Below are 14,452 nucleotides of genomic sequence, written 5' to 3'. Positions count from 1 at the left end.
CCTCCGGGGTCCCGAATCTCACATCCGGAACGGCCTCACACGTCGAGGCCGGGCATGTCCGTCGGCGCGGGGCAGATCCGCCGGCCGTAGTGGTCGAAGACGTAGAGATGCGCCAGGTCGACCAGGAGCGGCACCTGCGCCCCCGTACGCAGCCGTGTGTCGGGGCCGGTCCGCACCACGAGGTCGCTCGCCGTGATCGCCGGGCGGTCCGGGGTGTACGTGGCGGAGGCCCGCGGCTCGGGGTCGTCCAGCACCACGACGGGACCCGAGACGTTCGCGGGGACCCGGCCGGGGACATGCGCGGCGGCCCGCTCCCGCAGGCGCTCCAGGACACCCGGTCCGCTGCGGCGGCGGCGCGGCGCCGTCCTCGGGCGGGGCGATTCGAGGTCGGGCACCACGGCGGGCTGCGAGCCGGTGTTGAGATGCACCAGCGCCTCGTGCCCCTGGTACTCCATGTGCTCGACGATGCCGCTCAGCGCCACCTCGCCGGGGCGCGCCTGGCTCGGCGGGGCGATGCGCGCCGCCTCGGACCGCAGCCCGACGATGATCTGCCGGCCCTGCTGGATCCGGAGCAACTGGTGGTCGGGGCTGAGTGGTTCGGGCAGCGGCAGACGCTGCCGGCCGAGATCGATCGACATCCGGCCTTCGAGCGGCGCGTAGACGACGGCCTGGAGCAGATTGATGCGCGGGGTGCCGATGAAGGCGGCGACGAAGACGTTGCGCGGCAGCGCGTACGTCTCGCGCGGCGAACTGACCTGCTGGAGCACGCCGCCGCGCATGACTGCGACGCGGTCGCCGAGCGACATCGCCTCGGCCTGATCATGTGTCACATAGACGGTCGTGACGCCCAGCTCGGCCGTCAACTGGGCTATTTCCGCCCGCAGATGATTGCGCAGTTTGGCGTCGAGATTGGACAGCGGCTCGTCCATGAGGAACGCCGAGGGGCGCCGTGAGATGGCGCGGCCCATCGCGACGCGCTGGCGCTCGCCGCCTGAGAGCTGACTGGGGTAGCGGTCCAGTACGTTCTCGATGCCGAGCATCCGGGCGGTGGCCTCGATGCGTTCCGAGCTGTCCTGGCGGGGGTTCTCCAGCCGGAGGGGGAAACCGATGTTGTCGCGGTTGGTCATGCTCGGGTACAGCGCGAAGTTCTGGAACACCATGGCCATCCCGCGCTCGCGCGGTGGCATGAGGTTGGAGCGCTCGCCGTCGAGCAGCAACTCGCCCTCGGTGATGTCCTCCAGACCGGCGATCATGCGCAGCACGGTGGACTTGCCGCAGCCCGACGGGCCGAGCAGCACGACGAACTCGCCGGGGTCGATGTCCAGAGAAAGCCGGTCGACGGCACGTGTGGCCCGTCCGTACACCTTGCTGACACTGTGCAGAGAGATGGCGCGAGTCATGAGGATTCCGCCCGGAAGGTGAGGTTGAGCGTCTGCGACGCCTGAAGTTAGCCGACTGCGCGGGGTCAGGGAATGACTTGCGGCGTCACAGGTGGCCCCTGGGGCGGTACGCGGCGGGTACTCGGCGGGGGCGGTACGGCAGATGCAGGGGGCGGCGTCCGGACAGGAGTCGTAGGGCGCTTCGTCCGGGGGCGGCGGGGCGGGCGGGGCGGGGATTTGAGCACGGGTCGGGCGCGCGGGGCTCGGGTTGGGCTTGGGCTCGGGTCGGGCTCAGCGGCGGTGGCGGCCCTCGTCGGCGGGGACGGGCGGTTCCTCCGGAGCCTTCGGCCGAGCGGGAGTCGGCGCCGGGGCGGCCGGAGCCGCGTCGCGCGGAGTACTCCGTACGCCGAGACCGGCCGCGCCCAGCAGCAGCACACCGAGCATCATGAACGGCGCGCCCGTGCCCGCGACTCCGGCGACGAGCCCGGCGGACGCGGGGGCGGCGACCTGTCCGAGGCGGTTGCCGGTGAGCCTGAGCGCGAGGGCGGTCGAGCGGGCCTCTGCGGGCGCTGCCCGGACGACGGTCGTCATCGACAGCGGCTGGCCGACGCCCAGACAGAAACCGAGCGCCACGAGCATCAGCGCCAGCCCCCACACCGGCACGGGCAGGGCGATCCCCGCGCACAGCAGCCCGCCGAGCAGACAGGACGCGGTGAGCAGGGCCGTACGTCCCACCCGTTGGATCATCGGCGTCATCACCAGCCGGCAGGCGATCGCGGCGGCGGCCCGCAGACTCAGCAGCACACCGATCGTGGCCGGGGAGATGCCCCGGTCCTCGCCGATGACGGGGAGGTACGCGGTGAGGATGTCCGTCGCCGAGAGCACGGCGAGGCTGACGAGGATGCCGCTGGGAACACCGCGGCTGCGCAGGATGCGCCGTACCGAAACCTTGCCGGACTTGGCCCGCCGGGCCTCCCAGCTCCGCTTGACCTTGCCCCGCGAGGCGTTCGGCGCGAGCGGTGTGAGCGGCGGCTCCAGCCGCCGCAGCCAGACGAGGGAGACGGCCGCGACCCCGGCCGAGACGACCAGGGCCAGCGCGCTCGTACGCCCCATGGCGCCGTCCTGGCCGGAGACCAGCAGCCCGGCGGCGACCGGCCCGACGAGTTGGCCGAGCGAGGCGCCGATGGTGAAGTGCCCGAAGTTGCGGTCCTGGTCGGCCGGTGCGCTGCGGCGGGCGACGATGGACTGCGCGCCGATGACGAAGCAGAGATGACCGAGGCCCATCACTCCGCTCCAGCCGGCGAGGGCGGCCAGTGAGCCCGCCGTACCGCTGAGGCCGCAGCCCACGCCGATGAGCGCGGCGCCGACGGCCAGGAGGGGGACGCAGCGCCCCCGGTCGGTCCTGCGTCCCAGGGGTACGGCGGCGAACAGCGGCAGCAGCGCGTACACACCCGCGATGACGCCGACCGCGCGCTCGTCGGCGCCGAGTGCGAGGGCCCGGTAGGAGACGGCCGGCCGCGCCATCGACACCGCCGCCTGGGAGAAGGCGAAGGCGATGACGAGACGCAGCAGCCAGCGCCGGTCCCCCGCCGGCATCAGATGGTGCCGAAGAGGATCGCGGCGGCGAGCACGACGAGCGAGGTGAGCACGGCCCACTTGACGGTGAACTTGGTGTGGTCGCCGAATTCGACCTTGGCCATGCCGACGAGGACGTAGACGGCGGGGACGAGCGGGCTCGACATGTGCAGCGGCTGGCCGACGATCGAGGCGCGGGCCACCTCCAGCGGGGAGACGCCGTGCGCGGCGCCGGCCTCGGCGAGGACGGGCAGGACACCGAAGTAGAAGCCGTCGTTCGACATGAAGTACGTGAGGGGCAGGCTCAGAAGACCGGTGACGAGTCCCATCTGCGGGCCCATGCCATCGGGGACGGCGCCCACCAGCCAGTCAGCCATGTGTTCGACCATACCGGTGCCGGTCAGGACGCCGGTGAAGACGGCCGCCGCGAAGACCATGCCGGAGACGTTCAGCACGTTGTCGGCGTGGGCCGCGATCCGGGCCCGCTGGTCGGTCATGGAGGGGAAGTTGACCGTGAGGGCGAGTGCGGCGCCGAGCAGGAAGAGGACCGGGATGGGCATGATCTGCATGATCATCGCGGTGAGCAGGGCGAGGGTGAGTCCCGCGTTGAACCAGTAGAGACGGGGGCGCAGGGTCGAACGGTTGGGGTCGAGGCCCTTGAAGTCGTCGTCGTCCGCGGGTTCTTGCTCCTCGGCGCCGGAGACCTTGCCGAGGGAAGGACCGGCACCTGCCGCGTCGCCGGCGCCGCCGCCCGTCCGGGTCCGCCCGGCTCCCTTGCCGGTACCGCCGGTCGTACCGCCTCCGGCCTCCACCAGCACCGTCTCGGTGACCGGCTCGGTGAGCGTCTCGTTGACCGGCTCCAGCACCTCGTCCAGCGTGAGCGTGCCGAGCCGCTTGCGCTCGCGGAGGCCGAGGACGTACGCGAGGACGAAGACGGCGAGCAGTCCGACGGCGAGCGCGGGGATCATCGGTACGAAGATGTCGGTGGCGTCCACCTTCAGCGCGGTGGCCGCCCGCGCCGTGGGCCCGCCCCAGGGAAGGGTGTTCATGACGCCGTTCGCCGTGGCGGCGACACCGGTCAGCACGACCAGGCTCATCTTCAGCCGCTTGTAGAGCGGATACATCGCCGAGACGGTGATCATGAAGGTGGTCGAGCCGTCGCCGTCCAGCGAGACGATCGCGGCGAGCAGGGCCGTACCGACCACGATGCGCATCGGGTCGGCCCGGCAGAAGCGCAGGATGCCCCGCACGATCGGGTCGAAGAGGCCGACGTCGATCATCACGCCGAAGTAGACGATGGCGAACATCAGCATCGCCGCGGTCGGCGCCAGTTCGCCGACTCCCTCGATGACGTAGTCGCCCAGCTTCGCGCCCTGGCCGACCAGGACACAGAAGAGCGCGGGGATCAGTACGAGCGCCGCGATCGGCGACATCTTCTTCGTCATGATCAGCACCAGGAAGGTGGCGATCATGACGAATCCGAGGATTGTCAGCATTTGAGGTACCTCACGTTCACCCTTGAACTCCCACCCGGGTCGGCGGTGCGGATGACGTTAGGTGCCGTTTCCTTGCGTTAACAAGATGTTGACGCGCGAGCAATACGCGCAAAACCCCAGGTCACGCCGGGGTGCTGGTCTCCACCGGTCGCTCGGGGGCCAGCTCGACCGGAAACCCGTTGAGGACCGACGTCCCCGACAGGGGGTCGCGCAGGCTCCCGTCGAGCAGTTGGTTGACGTTGACGCCCGGCCGCGCGTGGGCCACCGCCATCCGGGTCCCCGGGCGGTCGTGCCCCCAGCCGTGCGGCACGCTCACGACGCCCTTCCGGACGGTGTCGGTGATCTCGACAGGGATCGTGATCTCGCCCGCTCCGGTGGTGACGCGCGCCGCTCCGCCGTCGGCGAGACCGAGCCGTTCGGCGTCCTCGGGGTGGACCTGGACCGTGCAGCGGTTCGAACCGCCGTTGAGCGTCGGCACGTTGTGCATCCAGCTGTTGTTGGAGCGCAGATGGCGGCGCCCGACGAGCACCAGCGACGCGGGCCGCTCGGCGAGCGCCTCGCGCAGCCGGGGCAGATCGGCGGCGATCGGCGCGGGAAACAGTTCGACGCGCCCGCTGCGGGTCTTGAGGAGCCCGGGGATCCGGGGCTTCAGCGGTCCGAGGTCGACACCGTGGGGCTGTTCGACGAGCCGGGCGAGGGTGAGCCCCGCCGGGTCGGCGCCGAATCCGTCGCCGTACGGGCCCAGGCGCAGCATCAGGTCGAGCCGCCGCTGGGGGCCGCCGGTCCCGCTGAGCTCCGCGGCGAGTTCCTTCGCGTCGCGTCCGTGCACGGGTGACAGCGGGTCGGCGACCGCCTTGGTGAGCACGCGGTCGATGACCTGGTCGTCCACGGCCGACGGGTCCACCCCGTGCGGCCCGCCCACGGCGAGCACCAGCCGTGCCAGGATCTCGCTCTCGTCCATCAGACCGGCGGCCAGGGGGACGGCGGGCGGGCTGTAGCGGGCCTGGTTGCGTACGGCGAAGCCGTTGAAGGAGAAGTCGAAATGGGCGCTCTGGGAGGGCGGCGGCGGGGGCAGTACGACATCGGCGTGGCGCGAGGTCTCGTTGAGGTACGGGTCGACGCTGACCATGAAGTCCAGGCCGTCCAGCGCCCGGTCGAGGCGGCTGCCGTCGGGCGCGGAGAGCACGGGATTGGCCGCGAGGGCGATCACCGCGCGGATCCGCCCTTCCCCCGGCGTCTCGATCTCCTCGGCGAGGACGGCGATGGGCAGCTCACCCTTGGCCTCCGGGTGGCCGCCGACCCTGCTGGCCCAGCGGCCGAGGGCGAACCCCTTGCCGAGACCGGCCGGGCGGGGCGCGCGGCCGGTGGCGGAGAGCGGGAAGAGGGCGCCGCCGGGCCGGTCGAGATTGCCGGTCAGTACGTTGAGGACGTCGATGAGCCAACTGGCGAGCGTGCCGTACTCGACGGTGCAGCTTCCGATGCGCCCGTAGACGGCCGCGGTGGGCGCTGCGGCGAGTTCACGCGCGAGGGTACGGATCTCATCGGCGCCCAGGTCGCAGGCCGCCGCGACGGCTTCGGGCGTGAAGTTCCCTACCGCGGCCCGTAGTTCGTCGAGCCCCTCGAGATGGCCGGCGAGCGCACCGGGGTCGGTGAGCCGTTCGTCGAACAGGACATGGACGAGGGCGGCGAGCAGCAGGGCGTCGGTGCCCGGCCGGATGGCGAGGTGCCGGTCGGCGATCTTCGCGGTGCGGGTACGGCGTGGGTCGACCACGGTGAGGGTGCCGCCGCGCCCGCGCAGGGCCTTGAGCTTGCCGGGGAAGTCGGGCGCGGTGCAGAGGCTGCCGTTGGAGTCCAGCGGGTTGGCACCCAGGAGGAGCAGATGGTCGGTGCGGTCCAGGTCGGGGACGGGGATCGCGAGGGCGTCGCCGAAGAGCAGACCGCTCGACACGTGCTTCGGCATCTGGTCGAGGGTGGAGGCGGTGAAGAGGTTACGGGTGCGGAGCACGCTCAGCAGGACGGGCGGGTAGAGGGCGCCGGCCATCGTGTGGACGTTGGGGTTGCCGAGGACGACGCCGACGGACTGCGGGCCGTGCGCCTCGACGAGCGCGGGCAGCCGGGCGGCGACGAGGTCGAACGCCTCGTCCCAAGTCGCCTCGCGCAACTCGCCGTCAACGCGGATCAGTGGCGTGCGCAGCCGGTCGGGGTCGGCGTCCAGCTCTCCGAACGAGGCTCCCTTGGGGCAGATGAAGCCCCTGCTGAACACGTCGTCGCGGTCGCCGCGCGCTCCGGTGACCCTGGTCCCCTCGATGGTGAGGGTCAGTCCGCAGGTGGCCTCGCAGAGGGGGCAGACGCGCAGCGCGGTGCGGGTGGGACGCGTGGGGCCGGTGGGCGGCATGGGTCCTCCAGGGGCGGGCGACGGCGCTGACGAGCGAGCCCTCCCGAGCATACCGACCGGTACGGATGAGGGAAGGGGGTCCGTCGCCGGCGCTGCGGTCCGGGACGTCGACCGGGCCCTCAGTCCAACGTCCGTGCCAGATACGCGCGGACCAGCTCCCGCGTCTCCGCGATGACGTCCGGATCGCCCGACGCGTGCGTACGGAAGGCGAGTTGGAACAGCGCGTCCGCCGCCTCGACGGCGACCAGGACCATCCGGCGCAGCGCGGCGTCCGGCACGCGGCGCAACTGCGCGGCGAGCAACGCGGTGAGGCGGTCCGCGACCCGGTGGTCGGGGTCGGGGGCGGGGTCGACGGCCGGTTCGCCGGCGGGCGTCCGCTCCGGGGGCGGTTCGGGCGCGCCCACCGGGATCCTGTTGCCGAAGTCGACCAGCCCGAACCCGGGGACCGTGCGCTTCATGGCGAGGTACTCGTCCAGCACCACGTCGATGGCGGACCGCCAGTCGGCGGCCGGGATCGCGGCGAGCCGCCGCTCGACACGCTCGACGTAGCGGTCCAGATTGCGCCGGGCGAGTGCGTCGGCCATGTCGCGCTTGTTGCCGAAGAAGCGGTACACCGAGCCGATGGGCACACCCGCCCGGTTGGCGACCGCGCGGGTGGACAGCTCCTCGTAGCCGGTCTCGTCCAGCAGTTCGGCGCAGGCGTCGAGGATCCGGGCGAGCCGCGCCGCGCTGCGCCGCTGCACGGGGGCCCTGCGAAGGCCGTCATGGGTGTCGGCACCGACTCCGTGCACGGGCGGGCCCACCCTTCGCGAGATGTCCGGCGGTCGCGGCCCTTCGAGTCTCCCCCTCAAAGGCCCCCGCTTCGAGACGCCGCGACCGTACTTCTGTTCGCGGTGTCTCCGGCCGGTCTCCGCGGGGGTCTCTTTCCGCCAACGGGACCCGTTCCCGTTGACGCGCCATCCCCGGAATCCTACGGTTAAGCATAGGATTCGAGAACCGGGCAGGACAGCGAGACGGGGAGCGGCGATGAGCGACACCGAGCGGGCGCGGAAGACGGCCGATGGTCTGGAGTACGTCACCGGTTTCGGCAACGAGCACAGCTCGGAGGCCGTAAGAGGCGCGCTGCCCGTGGGACGCAACTCACCGCAGAGATCCCCGCTCGGTCTGTACGCGGAGCAGTTGAGCGGCAGTGCCTTCACCGAGCCCCGTGCGCACAACCGCCGCTCCTGGCTCTACCGCATCCGCCCGTCGGCGGCGCACCCGCCGTTCACCCGGACCGACAACGGCGCCCTGCGCGGTGCGCCGTTCACCGAGTCCGTGCCCGACCCCAACCGGCTGCGGTGGAACCCACTGCCGGAGCCCGCGCCCGGCACGGACTTCCTGGCCGGCCTCTGGACACTCGGCGGCAACGGCGACGCCGCGCAGCGCGCGGGTATGGCCGTGCACCTGTACCACGCCAACTCCCCCATGACCGAACGGGTGTTCAGCGACTCCGACGGCGAGCTGCTGATCGTCCCCGAGCACGGCGGGCTGCTGATCGTCACGGAGTTCGGCCTCCTCGCCGCCCGGCCCGGCCATGTCGCGCTGATCCCGCGCGGTGTGCGCTTCCGCGTCGAGCTGCTGGACGAGACGGCGCGCGGCTACGTCTGCGAGAACTACGGCCGCCCCTTCGTCCTCCCCGACCTCGGCCCGATCGGCGCCAACGGCCTGGCGAACGCACGGGACTTCCTGGCTCCCGTCGCCGCGTACGAGGACGTCGAGCGCCCGACGGAGGTGGTCAACAAGTTCTGCGGGAATCTGTGGACCGCGACGTACGACCACTCCCCGCTCGATGTCGTGGCCTGGCACGGCAACCATCTGCCGTACGTCTATGACCTGCGCCGTTTCAATGTGATCGGCACCATCAGCTACGACCACCCCGATCCGTCGATCTTCACGGTGCTTACCTCGCCGTCGGACACTCCCGGCCTGGCGGGCGTCGACTTCGTGGTCTTCGCGCCGCGCTGGCTGGTCGGCGAGGACACCTTCCGTCCGCCGTACTTCCACCGCAACGTGATGAGCGAGTACATGGGCCTGATCGAGGGGGCGTACGACGCCAAGGCGGAAGGCTTCGTCCCCGGCGGCGGTTCGCTGCACAACATGATGTCGGCGCACGGACCCGACCGGGAGACGTTCGAACGGGCGAGCGCCGCCGAGCTGAGGCCGCAGCGGATCGACGACGGGCTGGCGTTCATGTTCGAGACGCGCTGGCCGGTGACCGCCACCGCCCAGGCCGCGACGGCCGGACACCTTCAGACGGGCTACGACGACGTGTGGCAGGGTCTGGAGCGCCACTTCACGCCCACGTCAGGGACCACGTCGGCGCCGACGTCGGGACCGGCCCCGGCGAGCAGACCCTGATCCGGTCCGACCCGCCCGATTCGGAGCCCGCCGTGACCGCATTCGCACCCGATTCGCTGGTCCTCAACCGCAAGCTGCCCCTCTGGTACCAGGTCTCGCAGTCGCTGCGGGCGTCCATACTCGGCCGGCGCCCGCACGACCCGCTTCGCCTTCCCACGGAAGAGCAGTTGGCGGGGCATTACGGCGTCAGCGTGCTGACGATGCGCCAGGCCCTGAAGGAGCTGGAGCAGGAGGGCCTGATCAGCAGGCACCGGCGGCGCGGCACCTTCATCGAACCGGGCGCGCGGCGCGGGGCGCCCCGTCGGCTGCTCGGCTCCATCGACGCGGTCGTGGCGCAGCAGTCGGGCGAGCGGACGACGGTGACGGGCCACGGCCGGGCGCCGGTGCCCGGCGAGCTGGCCGAGTACTTCCCGGGCGTCGAGGAGGTGACCCTCTACCGGCGGCTGCGCCGGGACGGCGAGAGCGGTGAGCCGACCAACTGGGCCGAGAACGCGCTGCGTACGGAGGTCGCGGACCGTCTCGATCCGGCGGATCTGGAGCGCTGGCCGATGACCAAGGTGCTGCGTGACGTGCTGGGGGTGCGGATCAGCCGGATCACGGACACGGTGGAGGCCACGCTCGCCGACCCGGTCACGGCAGATCTGCTCCAGGTGCCGCTGCTCAGCCCGATCCTGCACTACACGGGGGTCACGTACGACGCGGACGGCCAGATCGTGGACGTGGCCAGGATCCGCTACCGGGGCGACCGCTTCTCGTTCTCGGTCACCATGGAGACGGACTGACCCGGTCGGTACGCTCATCCCGACGGCACGCGACGGACCGGGAGGGGTGTGCCCGTATGACGGCCCCGCTGCTGAGCGACCTCATGCCGTGGTCGGTGGCGCCGCTGCGGCTCGGCCGCGGCTGGATCCTCGCCCCCGACGCCGCCTCGCTCACCGCGCGCTGGAACGCGCTGATACGGGCCACGGGCGCCGAGCGTACGGCGCTGTTCCGGCCGACCCGCTCCCGTACGCCCCGGAGCGCGGTCACCGCGCTGCCGGGACAGCTCGCGGGCACGGGGAGGTTCGCGCGGGAGTCAGGACGGTGTCCGACGCCGCTGCGGGTGGGGCACGGTCCGTTCGACGAGCGCTATCTGATCCCCGACCACCGGCTGATCGACGCGGCCAGGCCGGAGCTGTGGCGGGTCGCCGACGAGTGTCAGGTCTTCGCCGTGGAACAGGGGTTCGTCCCCGGCGCCGCCGGGCCCGCGCTGCTCGTGAGCGCCCTGCTGCCGGACGGCCGCTCCCCCGCCGGGCGCCCCGGCCGGATCCGGCCGCTCCACCGCCGGCCGGGCGGCGCCGAACCCAATCTGACGCCCGGACTCACGGAGACGCTGACCGCGCGCCTGGGACACGAGGTCACCGCGCGCCAGTTGCTCGACTGGGCGGTCGCGGCGGCCCGGCCCTCGCCGCGCGGCTGTGTGGTGCCGCTGACCGCCGATCCGGACCTGTGGACCACCGGGGTGGCACTCGGCGCCCGGCTGGCCGAGGTCCAGCTGCGCGGCGCGCACGGCGGGGAGCGCCCCCGCCTGCCGGGCGGCCGGCGCCCGTACGTACGCGCCGCCGTCCCCGCCCGGCCCACGACGATCGTTTACGACTCCGAGGACGAGACGCTCCACATCGGTGACGGCCGGATCTCACCCGTGCCGGCGGAGGCGTGGGACTTCCAGGTCGGTGGCGTCCGGATGATCGAGCTGTGGTTCGAGCGGCGCGCGGAGCCGCCGGAGCCGGGCACCCTGGAGGCGATCGGCCCGCCTGCCTGGCCGCAGGAGTGGACGTCGGAGCTGCTGGAGCTGATCGCCGTGCTCGCGCTGCTCGCCGGACTGCGGCCCCGACAGCGGGAGTTGGGCGCGGCGCTGGACCACGGGCCGCTGATCGGCGCGGACGAGCTGCGGGCCGCCGGTGTGCTGCCGGTGCCCGACGCGGCCCGGCGTCCCGCGTCGGTGCTCGACCACCACGAGGAGGGCCCGGACGGCCAGTTCGCCCTGATCTGAGCGGCACTGACGGGCGGTCGGCCCGGCGGGCCGTCAGCCACGATAGGCCGTCAGCACGGCGGGTCGTCAGCCGCCGAACGAGTCGAGCACCCGGCTCAGCGCCCGGTCGAAGACGGCCTCCATGTCGACGGGCCCCGAGTCCTCCGCGAAGGCCGCAGCCAGCCGGGGGTAGCGCCCCGAGGCGATCTGCTTCTCCAGATACGCCATCCGGATCTCGTGCTCCCGCTCGGCCGGCCAGGGCAGCGAACGGGTGCGCTCGGCGGTCTGGATCTCGTTGGCGACGTAGGTGGTGACGACACCGTTGACCATGGCCACCAGCTCGACCTTGCGGCCGTACGGCAGATCGAGCGGGTCCAGGCACCACAGGCTGAATTCGAGGAACTTCATCGTGTTCGGACTGAATCCGTAGGCCGACGACATCAGGCGCGACATCCATGGATGGCGCCGCATGATCGCCCGCGCCCGGTGGGCGAGCGCCGTCAGATCGGCCCGCCAGTCGCCGGTGGGCCGCTCGGGCAGGGCGTGCTCCTCCGCGACCAGGTCGACCATCAGCTCGTACAGGTCCTCCTTGCGCGGCACGTAGTTGTACAGCGACATCGTGCCGCAGCCCAGCTCCCCCGCGACCCGGCGCATGGAGACGGCGTCCATGCCGTCGGCGTCCGCGATCCGTACGGCGACGGCCGCGATCTCGGCGCGGGTGTACGCGGGCCTGGGGCCACGGGCGGCGCGCTCGGGACGCGACCAGATCACTTCGGGTTCAGCAGGTCGCCCCGCCATCGGTCATCACCTCGTCCGCCATTCTCCCCCAGAGGGCCAGTTACGTACAGCGTACGTAGTGGGGTACGGTGAGCCGCATGAATACTACGTACGCCGTACTTAGTGAGGGTCTGGAGAAGCGCTTCGGCGAAGTCCACGCCCTGCGCGGCCTGGATCTCGCCGTCGCACCGGGCACGGTCTGCGGGGTGCTCGGGCCGAACGGCGCGGGCAAGACCACAGCCGTACGTGTCCTCACCACGCTCAGCGGCCCCGACGGCGGATCCGCCACCGTCGCCGGGCACGACATCGTGAAGGAGGCGGCGGCGGTCCGCGCGGCGATCGGTGTCGCGGGCCAGTACGCCTCCGTGGACAGCGAGTTGACGGGCCGGGAGAACCTCCGGCTCTTCGCGAAACTGCTGCGCCTGAGGGGAGCGGCGGGCCGGGCCCGCGCGGACGAGCTGCTGGAGCGCTTCGAACTCGACCAGGCCGCCGACCGGGCCGCCCGCACCTACTCGGGCGGTATGCGCCGCCGCCTCGATCTGGCGTCCAGCCTGCTCACCCGGCCCCGGGTGCTCTTCCTCGACGAGCCGACGACCGGACTCGACCCGCGCAGCCGTAACCAGATCTGGACCGCGGTGCGCGAGCTGGCAGACGAGGGCACGACCGTCCTGCTGACCACCCAGTATCTGGAGGAGGCCGACCGACTGGCCGACGACATCGTGCTGATCGACCACGGCCGGGCGGCGCACCGCGGCACGCCCGCCGCGCTCAAGTCCCGGATCGGGGCGTACGCGGAAGTGGTCGTCGCCGAGGACGCCACGGAGCCGGTCCTCCTCGCCGCCGCGGGCGTACTCGACCAACTGACCGGCGCCGAGCCGGTGATCGACCGCACGCGCCGGGCGGTGGGCGCCGTGGCGACCGGCGGCACGCTCACCCTCCCCCGGATCGTCCGCGAACTGGACGCGGCGGGGGTGCCGGTGATCGACGCGAGCCTGCGCCCGCCGACCCTGGACGAGGTGTTCCTGCGGCTGACCGGCGGCGCGGCCGCGCCCCGTACGGCCACCGGAAGGAGCGCCGCGTGAGCACCGTCGCCCACGACAGCACGGCCGTACTCGGCCGCCATCTCCAGCGGATCAGGCACTCCCCCGGCGTGGTGATCCTCACCCAGACCATGCCGATCACGATGCTGCTGTTCTTCGGTTTCGTCTTCGGCAGCGCGCTCGCGACACCGGGCGAGGAGTACCGGGCCTTCCTGGTGCCGGGGCTGCTGGCGGCGACGGCGGCCGGCGGCATCATGACCGGCATGTTCCAGTCGGCCCAGGACGCGCAGCGCGGCGTGATGGACCGCTTCCGCACGATGCCGATGAGCCGGGTCGCCGTACCGCTCGGCCAGACCGCGGCCGATGTGCTCACCACGGCGATCGGCATCGTGCCGCTGGTGCTCGTGGGGGTCGCGGTGGGCTGGCGGATCGAGGGCGGCGTGCCGGGGGCGCTCGGGGCCTTCGGTCTGCTGCTGCTCTTCCGCTTCGCGACCACATGGGTCGGCGCGTATCTCGGTCTGCTCATCCGCAACGAGGAGATCGCGGGTCAACTGGGCAGCGTCACCTTCGTCCTGCCGCTGCTCTCGAACGCGTACATCCCCACGGAAGGTCTGCCGGGGTGGCTGCGGGTGGTCTCCGAGTGGAACCCGATCAGCGCGGTCGCGGCGGCCGTACGCGACCTGTGCGGCAACGCGTCGCCGAACGCGGACGCGGCCTGGCCGCTGGCGAACCCGGTGGCGGGCGCGCTGCTCTGGGGACTGGTGATCCTGGCGGTGTTCGTACCGCTGACGGTGCGCAAGTACACGAGGAGCGGGGCATAGACGCCCGCCCCGTGCCGTTCCGTGGTGCCACCGCCCCTTCCGCTGCCGCCGGTTCACCTAGCCGGGTGGTGAGTCGGCGGCACCGCCGAGGGGCGGTCCCGGCGCTCGGCGAGCACACCGACGCACCGCCGCCGGCCCCGGGAGTGACGGGCGAGCGGAGAGCGGCGCTGCGTCGGGACGGTGTGATCGTCCGAGCGCTGTCCGGGGGTCGGCGACCGCCGACCTGATGGGTCAGCGGCGGCTGCCGAAGAGGGACCGTCGCAGCCGCCTGAGCGGTGCGAACAGGGAGACGCGCGCGCTCTTGCTCCTGCGGGTCCGTACCTCGTCCCGCGAGGTCAGCTCCCGCATCAGGCTCGTCGCTTCGGCCGCCTCGCGCTGCGGGACGGCAGGGCCGCCGAGCACCGAGAGATGGCGGTCGAGCCGTGAACTGGTCGCGCTGCTCCCACATGTGATGGCAGGTACTCGCGCCCTGCTGTGCATTGTTATCTGATCCATGTCACTCCCCACCCGTACGAGGGCACCCGGCTCGGGCAGGTTAACCCTATCGCCCCCATGGGA

The 14,452-nt window shown here is 72.2% G+C and carries 12 protein-coding genes; 5 read left to right on the top strand and 7 right to left on the bottom strand.

The genetic code is table 11. From position 1 onward, the window contains the following. Nucleotides 1–35 precede the first annotated feature (35 nt). The 5 genes from ACFWHU_RS19025 to ACFWHU_RS19005 form a co-directional block, all read right to left on the bottom strand. Nucleotides 36–1,400 carry an ABC transporter ATP-binding protein gene (locus tag ACFWHU_RS19025; RefSeq protein WP_385795842.1) on the bottom strand — a complete coding sequence of 455 codons (1,365 nt, stop codon included), beginning with the start codon at nt 1,398–1,400 and terminating at the stop codon, nt 36–38. A 270-nt stretch (nt 1,401–1,670) separates the two neighbouring features. After that, nucleotides 1,671–2,975: an MFS transporter gene (locus ACFWHU_RS19020; protein WP_387225819.1), complete on the bottom strand. Its 1,305-nt coding sequence runs from the start codon at nt 2,973–2,975 to the stop codon at nt 1,671–1,673. Beyond that, complete coding sequence (locus ACFWHU_RS19015; RefSeq protein ID WP_387225817.1) at nt 2,975–4,450, bottom strand: CitMHS family transporter; 1,476 nt, start codon at nt 4,448–4,450, stop codon at nt 2,975–2,977. Before ACFWHU_RS19015 ends, ACFWHU_RS19020 begins: the two co-directional genes overlap by 1 nt. 121 nt (nt 4,451–4,571) lie before the next feature. After that, nucleotides 4,572–6,845, bottom strand: coding sequence for a molybdopterin oxidoreductase family protein (locus ACFWHU_RS19010; protein ID WP_387225815.1), 2,274 nt, complete (start codon nt 6,843–6,845; stop codon nt 4,572–4,574). A 119-nt stretch (nt 6,846–6,964) separates the two neighbouring features. Continuing rightward, nucleotides 6,965–7,636: a TetR family transcriptional regulator gene (locus ACFWHU_RS19005; protein ID WP_387225812.1), complete on the bottom strand. Its 672-nt coding sequence runs from the start codon at nt 7,634–7,636 to the stop codon at nt 6,965–6,967. Between the two features lie 235 nt (nt 7,637–7,871). On the opposite strand from ACFWHU_RS19005, the gene hmgA reads away from it, so the two are divergent. From hmgA to ACFWHU_RS18990, 3 genes are read left to right on the top strand one after another with little or no spacing between them, the layout of a single operon-like run. Then, nucleotides 7,872–9,245 carry a homogentisate 1,2-dioxygenase gene (gene hmgA, locus ACFWHU_RS19000; RefSeq protein ID WP_387225810.1) on the top strand — a complete coding sequence of 458 codons (1,374 nt, stop codon included), beginning with the start codon at nt 7,872–7,874 and terminating at the stop codon, nt 9,243–9,245. A gap of 32 nt (nt 9,246–9,277) precedes the next feature. Next, complete coding sequence (locus ACFWHU_RS18995) at nt 9,278–10,027, top strand: GntR family transcriptional regulator (RefSeq protein ID WP_385795827.1); 750 nt, start codon at nt 9,278–9,280, stop codon at nt 10,025–10,027. Nucleotides 10,028–10,083: 56 nt separating this feature from the next. Continuing rightward, nucleotides 10,084–11,277: a type ISP restriction/modification enzyme gene (locus tag ACFWHU_RS18990; RefSeq protein WP_387225806.1), complete on the top strand. Its 1,194-nt coding sequence runs from the start codon at nt 10,084–10,086 to the stop codon at nt 11,275–11,277. Nucleotides 11,278–11,343: 66 nt separating this feature from the next. Here the strand turns inward: ACFWHU_RS18990 and ACFWHU_RS18985 are convergent, their stop codons facing one another. Continuing rightward, nucleotides 11,344–12,054, bottom strand: coding sequence for a TetR/AcrR family transcriptional regulator (locus tag ACFWHU_RS18985; RefSeq protein ID WP_387225803.1), 711 nt, complete (start codon nt 12,052–12,054; stop codon nt 11,344–11,346). A 77-nt stretch (nt 12,055–12,131) separates the two neighbouring features. On the opposite strand from ACFWHU_RS18985, the gene ACFWHU_RS18980 reads away from it, so the two are divergent. Beyond that, nucleotides 12,132–13,115: an ATP-binding cassette domain-containing protein gene (locus tag ACFWHU_RS18980; protein WP_385795819.1), complete on the top strand. Its 984-nt coding sequence runs from the start codon at nt 12,132–12,134 to the stop codon at nt 13,113–13,115. After that, the gene (locus ACFWHU_RS18975) at nt 13,112–13,894 is read left to right on the top strand and encodes an ABC transporter permease (protein WP_387225801.1); all 783 of its coding nucleotides are present in this window, start codon (nt 13,112–13,114) and stop codon (nt 13,892–13,894) included. Before ACFWHU_RS18980 ends, ACFWHU_RS18975 begins: the two co-directional genes overlap by 4 nt. A 231-nt stretch (nt 13,895–14,125) precedes the next feature. On the opposite strand, the gene ACFWHU_RS18970 is transcribed toward ACFWHU_RS18975, so the two are convergent. Next, on the bottom strand, nt 14,126–14,389 hold the full coding sequence (locus ACFWHU_RS18970; protein ID WP_187280303.1) for a hypothetical protein: 264 nt from the start codon (nt 14,387–14,389) through the stop codon (nt 14,126–14,128). Nucleotides 14,390–14,452: the final 63 nt, after the last annotated feature.

Origin of the sequence: Streptomyces sp. NPDC060366 (assembly GCF_042725135.1) — a bacterium.
Lineage (GTDB): Bacteria > Actinomycetota > Actinomycetes > Streptomycetales > Streptomycetaceae > Streptomyces.
The sequence above is the reverse complement of the archived record's forward strand: the minus strand, read 5'-3'. Positions and strand labels throughout refer to the sequence as shown.

Bases quoted from the DNA above. Each gene is read 5' to 3' on its own strand.
- ACFWHU_RS19015 (WP_387225817.1), bottom strand. From the start codon at position 4,450: ATGCTGACAATCCTCGGATTCGTCATGATCGCCACCTTCCTGGTGCTG.
- ACFWHU_RS18990 (WP_387225806.1), top strand. From the start codon at position 10,084: ATGACGGCCCCGCTGCTGAGCGACCTCATGCCGTGGTCGGTGGCGCCG.
- ACFWHU_RS19025 (WP_385795842.1), bottom strand. From the start codon at position 1,400: ATGACTCGCGCCATCTCTCTGCACAGTGTCAGCAAGGTGTACGGACGG.
- ACFWHU_RS19010 (WP_387225815.1), bottom strand. From the start codon at position 6,845: ATGCCGCCCACCGGCCCCACGCGTCCCACCCGCACCGCGCTGCGCGTC.
- hmgA (WP_387225810.1), top strand. From the start codon at position 7,872: ATGAGCGACACCGAGCGGGCGCGGAAGACGGCCGATGGTCTGGAGTAC.
- ACFWHU_RS18970 (WP_187280303.1), bottom strand. From the start codon at position 14,389: ATGGATCAGATAACAATGCACAGCAGGGCGCGAGTACCTGCCATCACA.
- ACFWHU_RS19020 (WP_387225819.1), bottom strand. From the start codon at position 2,975: ATGCCGGCGGGGGACCGGCGCTGGCTGCTGCGTCTCGTCATCGCCTTC.
- ACFWHU_RS18980 (WP_385795819.1), top strand. From the start codon at position 12,132: ATGAATACTACGTACGCCGTACTTAGTGAGGGTCTGGAGAAGCGCTTC.
- ACFWHU_RS18985 (WP_387225803.1), bottom strand. From the start codon at position 12,054: ATGGCGGGGCGACCTGCTGAACCCGAAGTGATCTGGTCGCGTCCCGAG.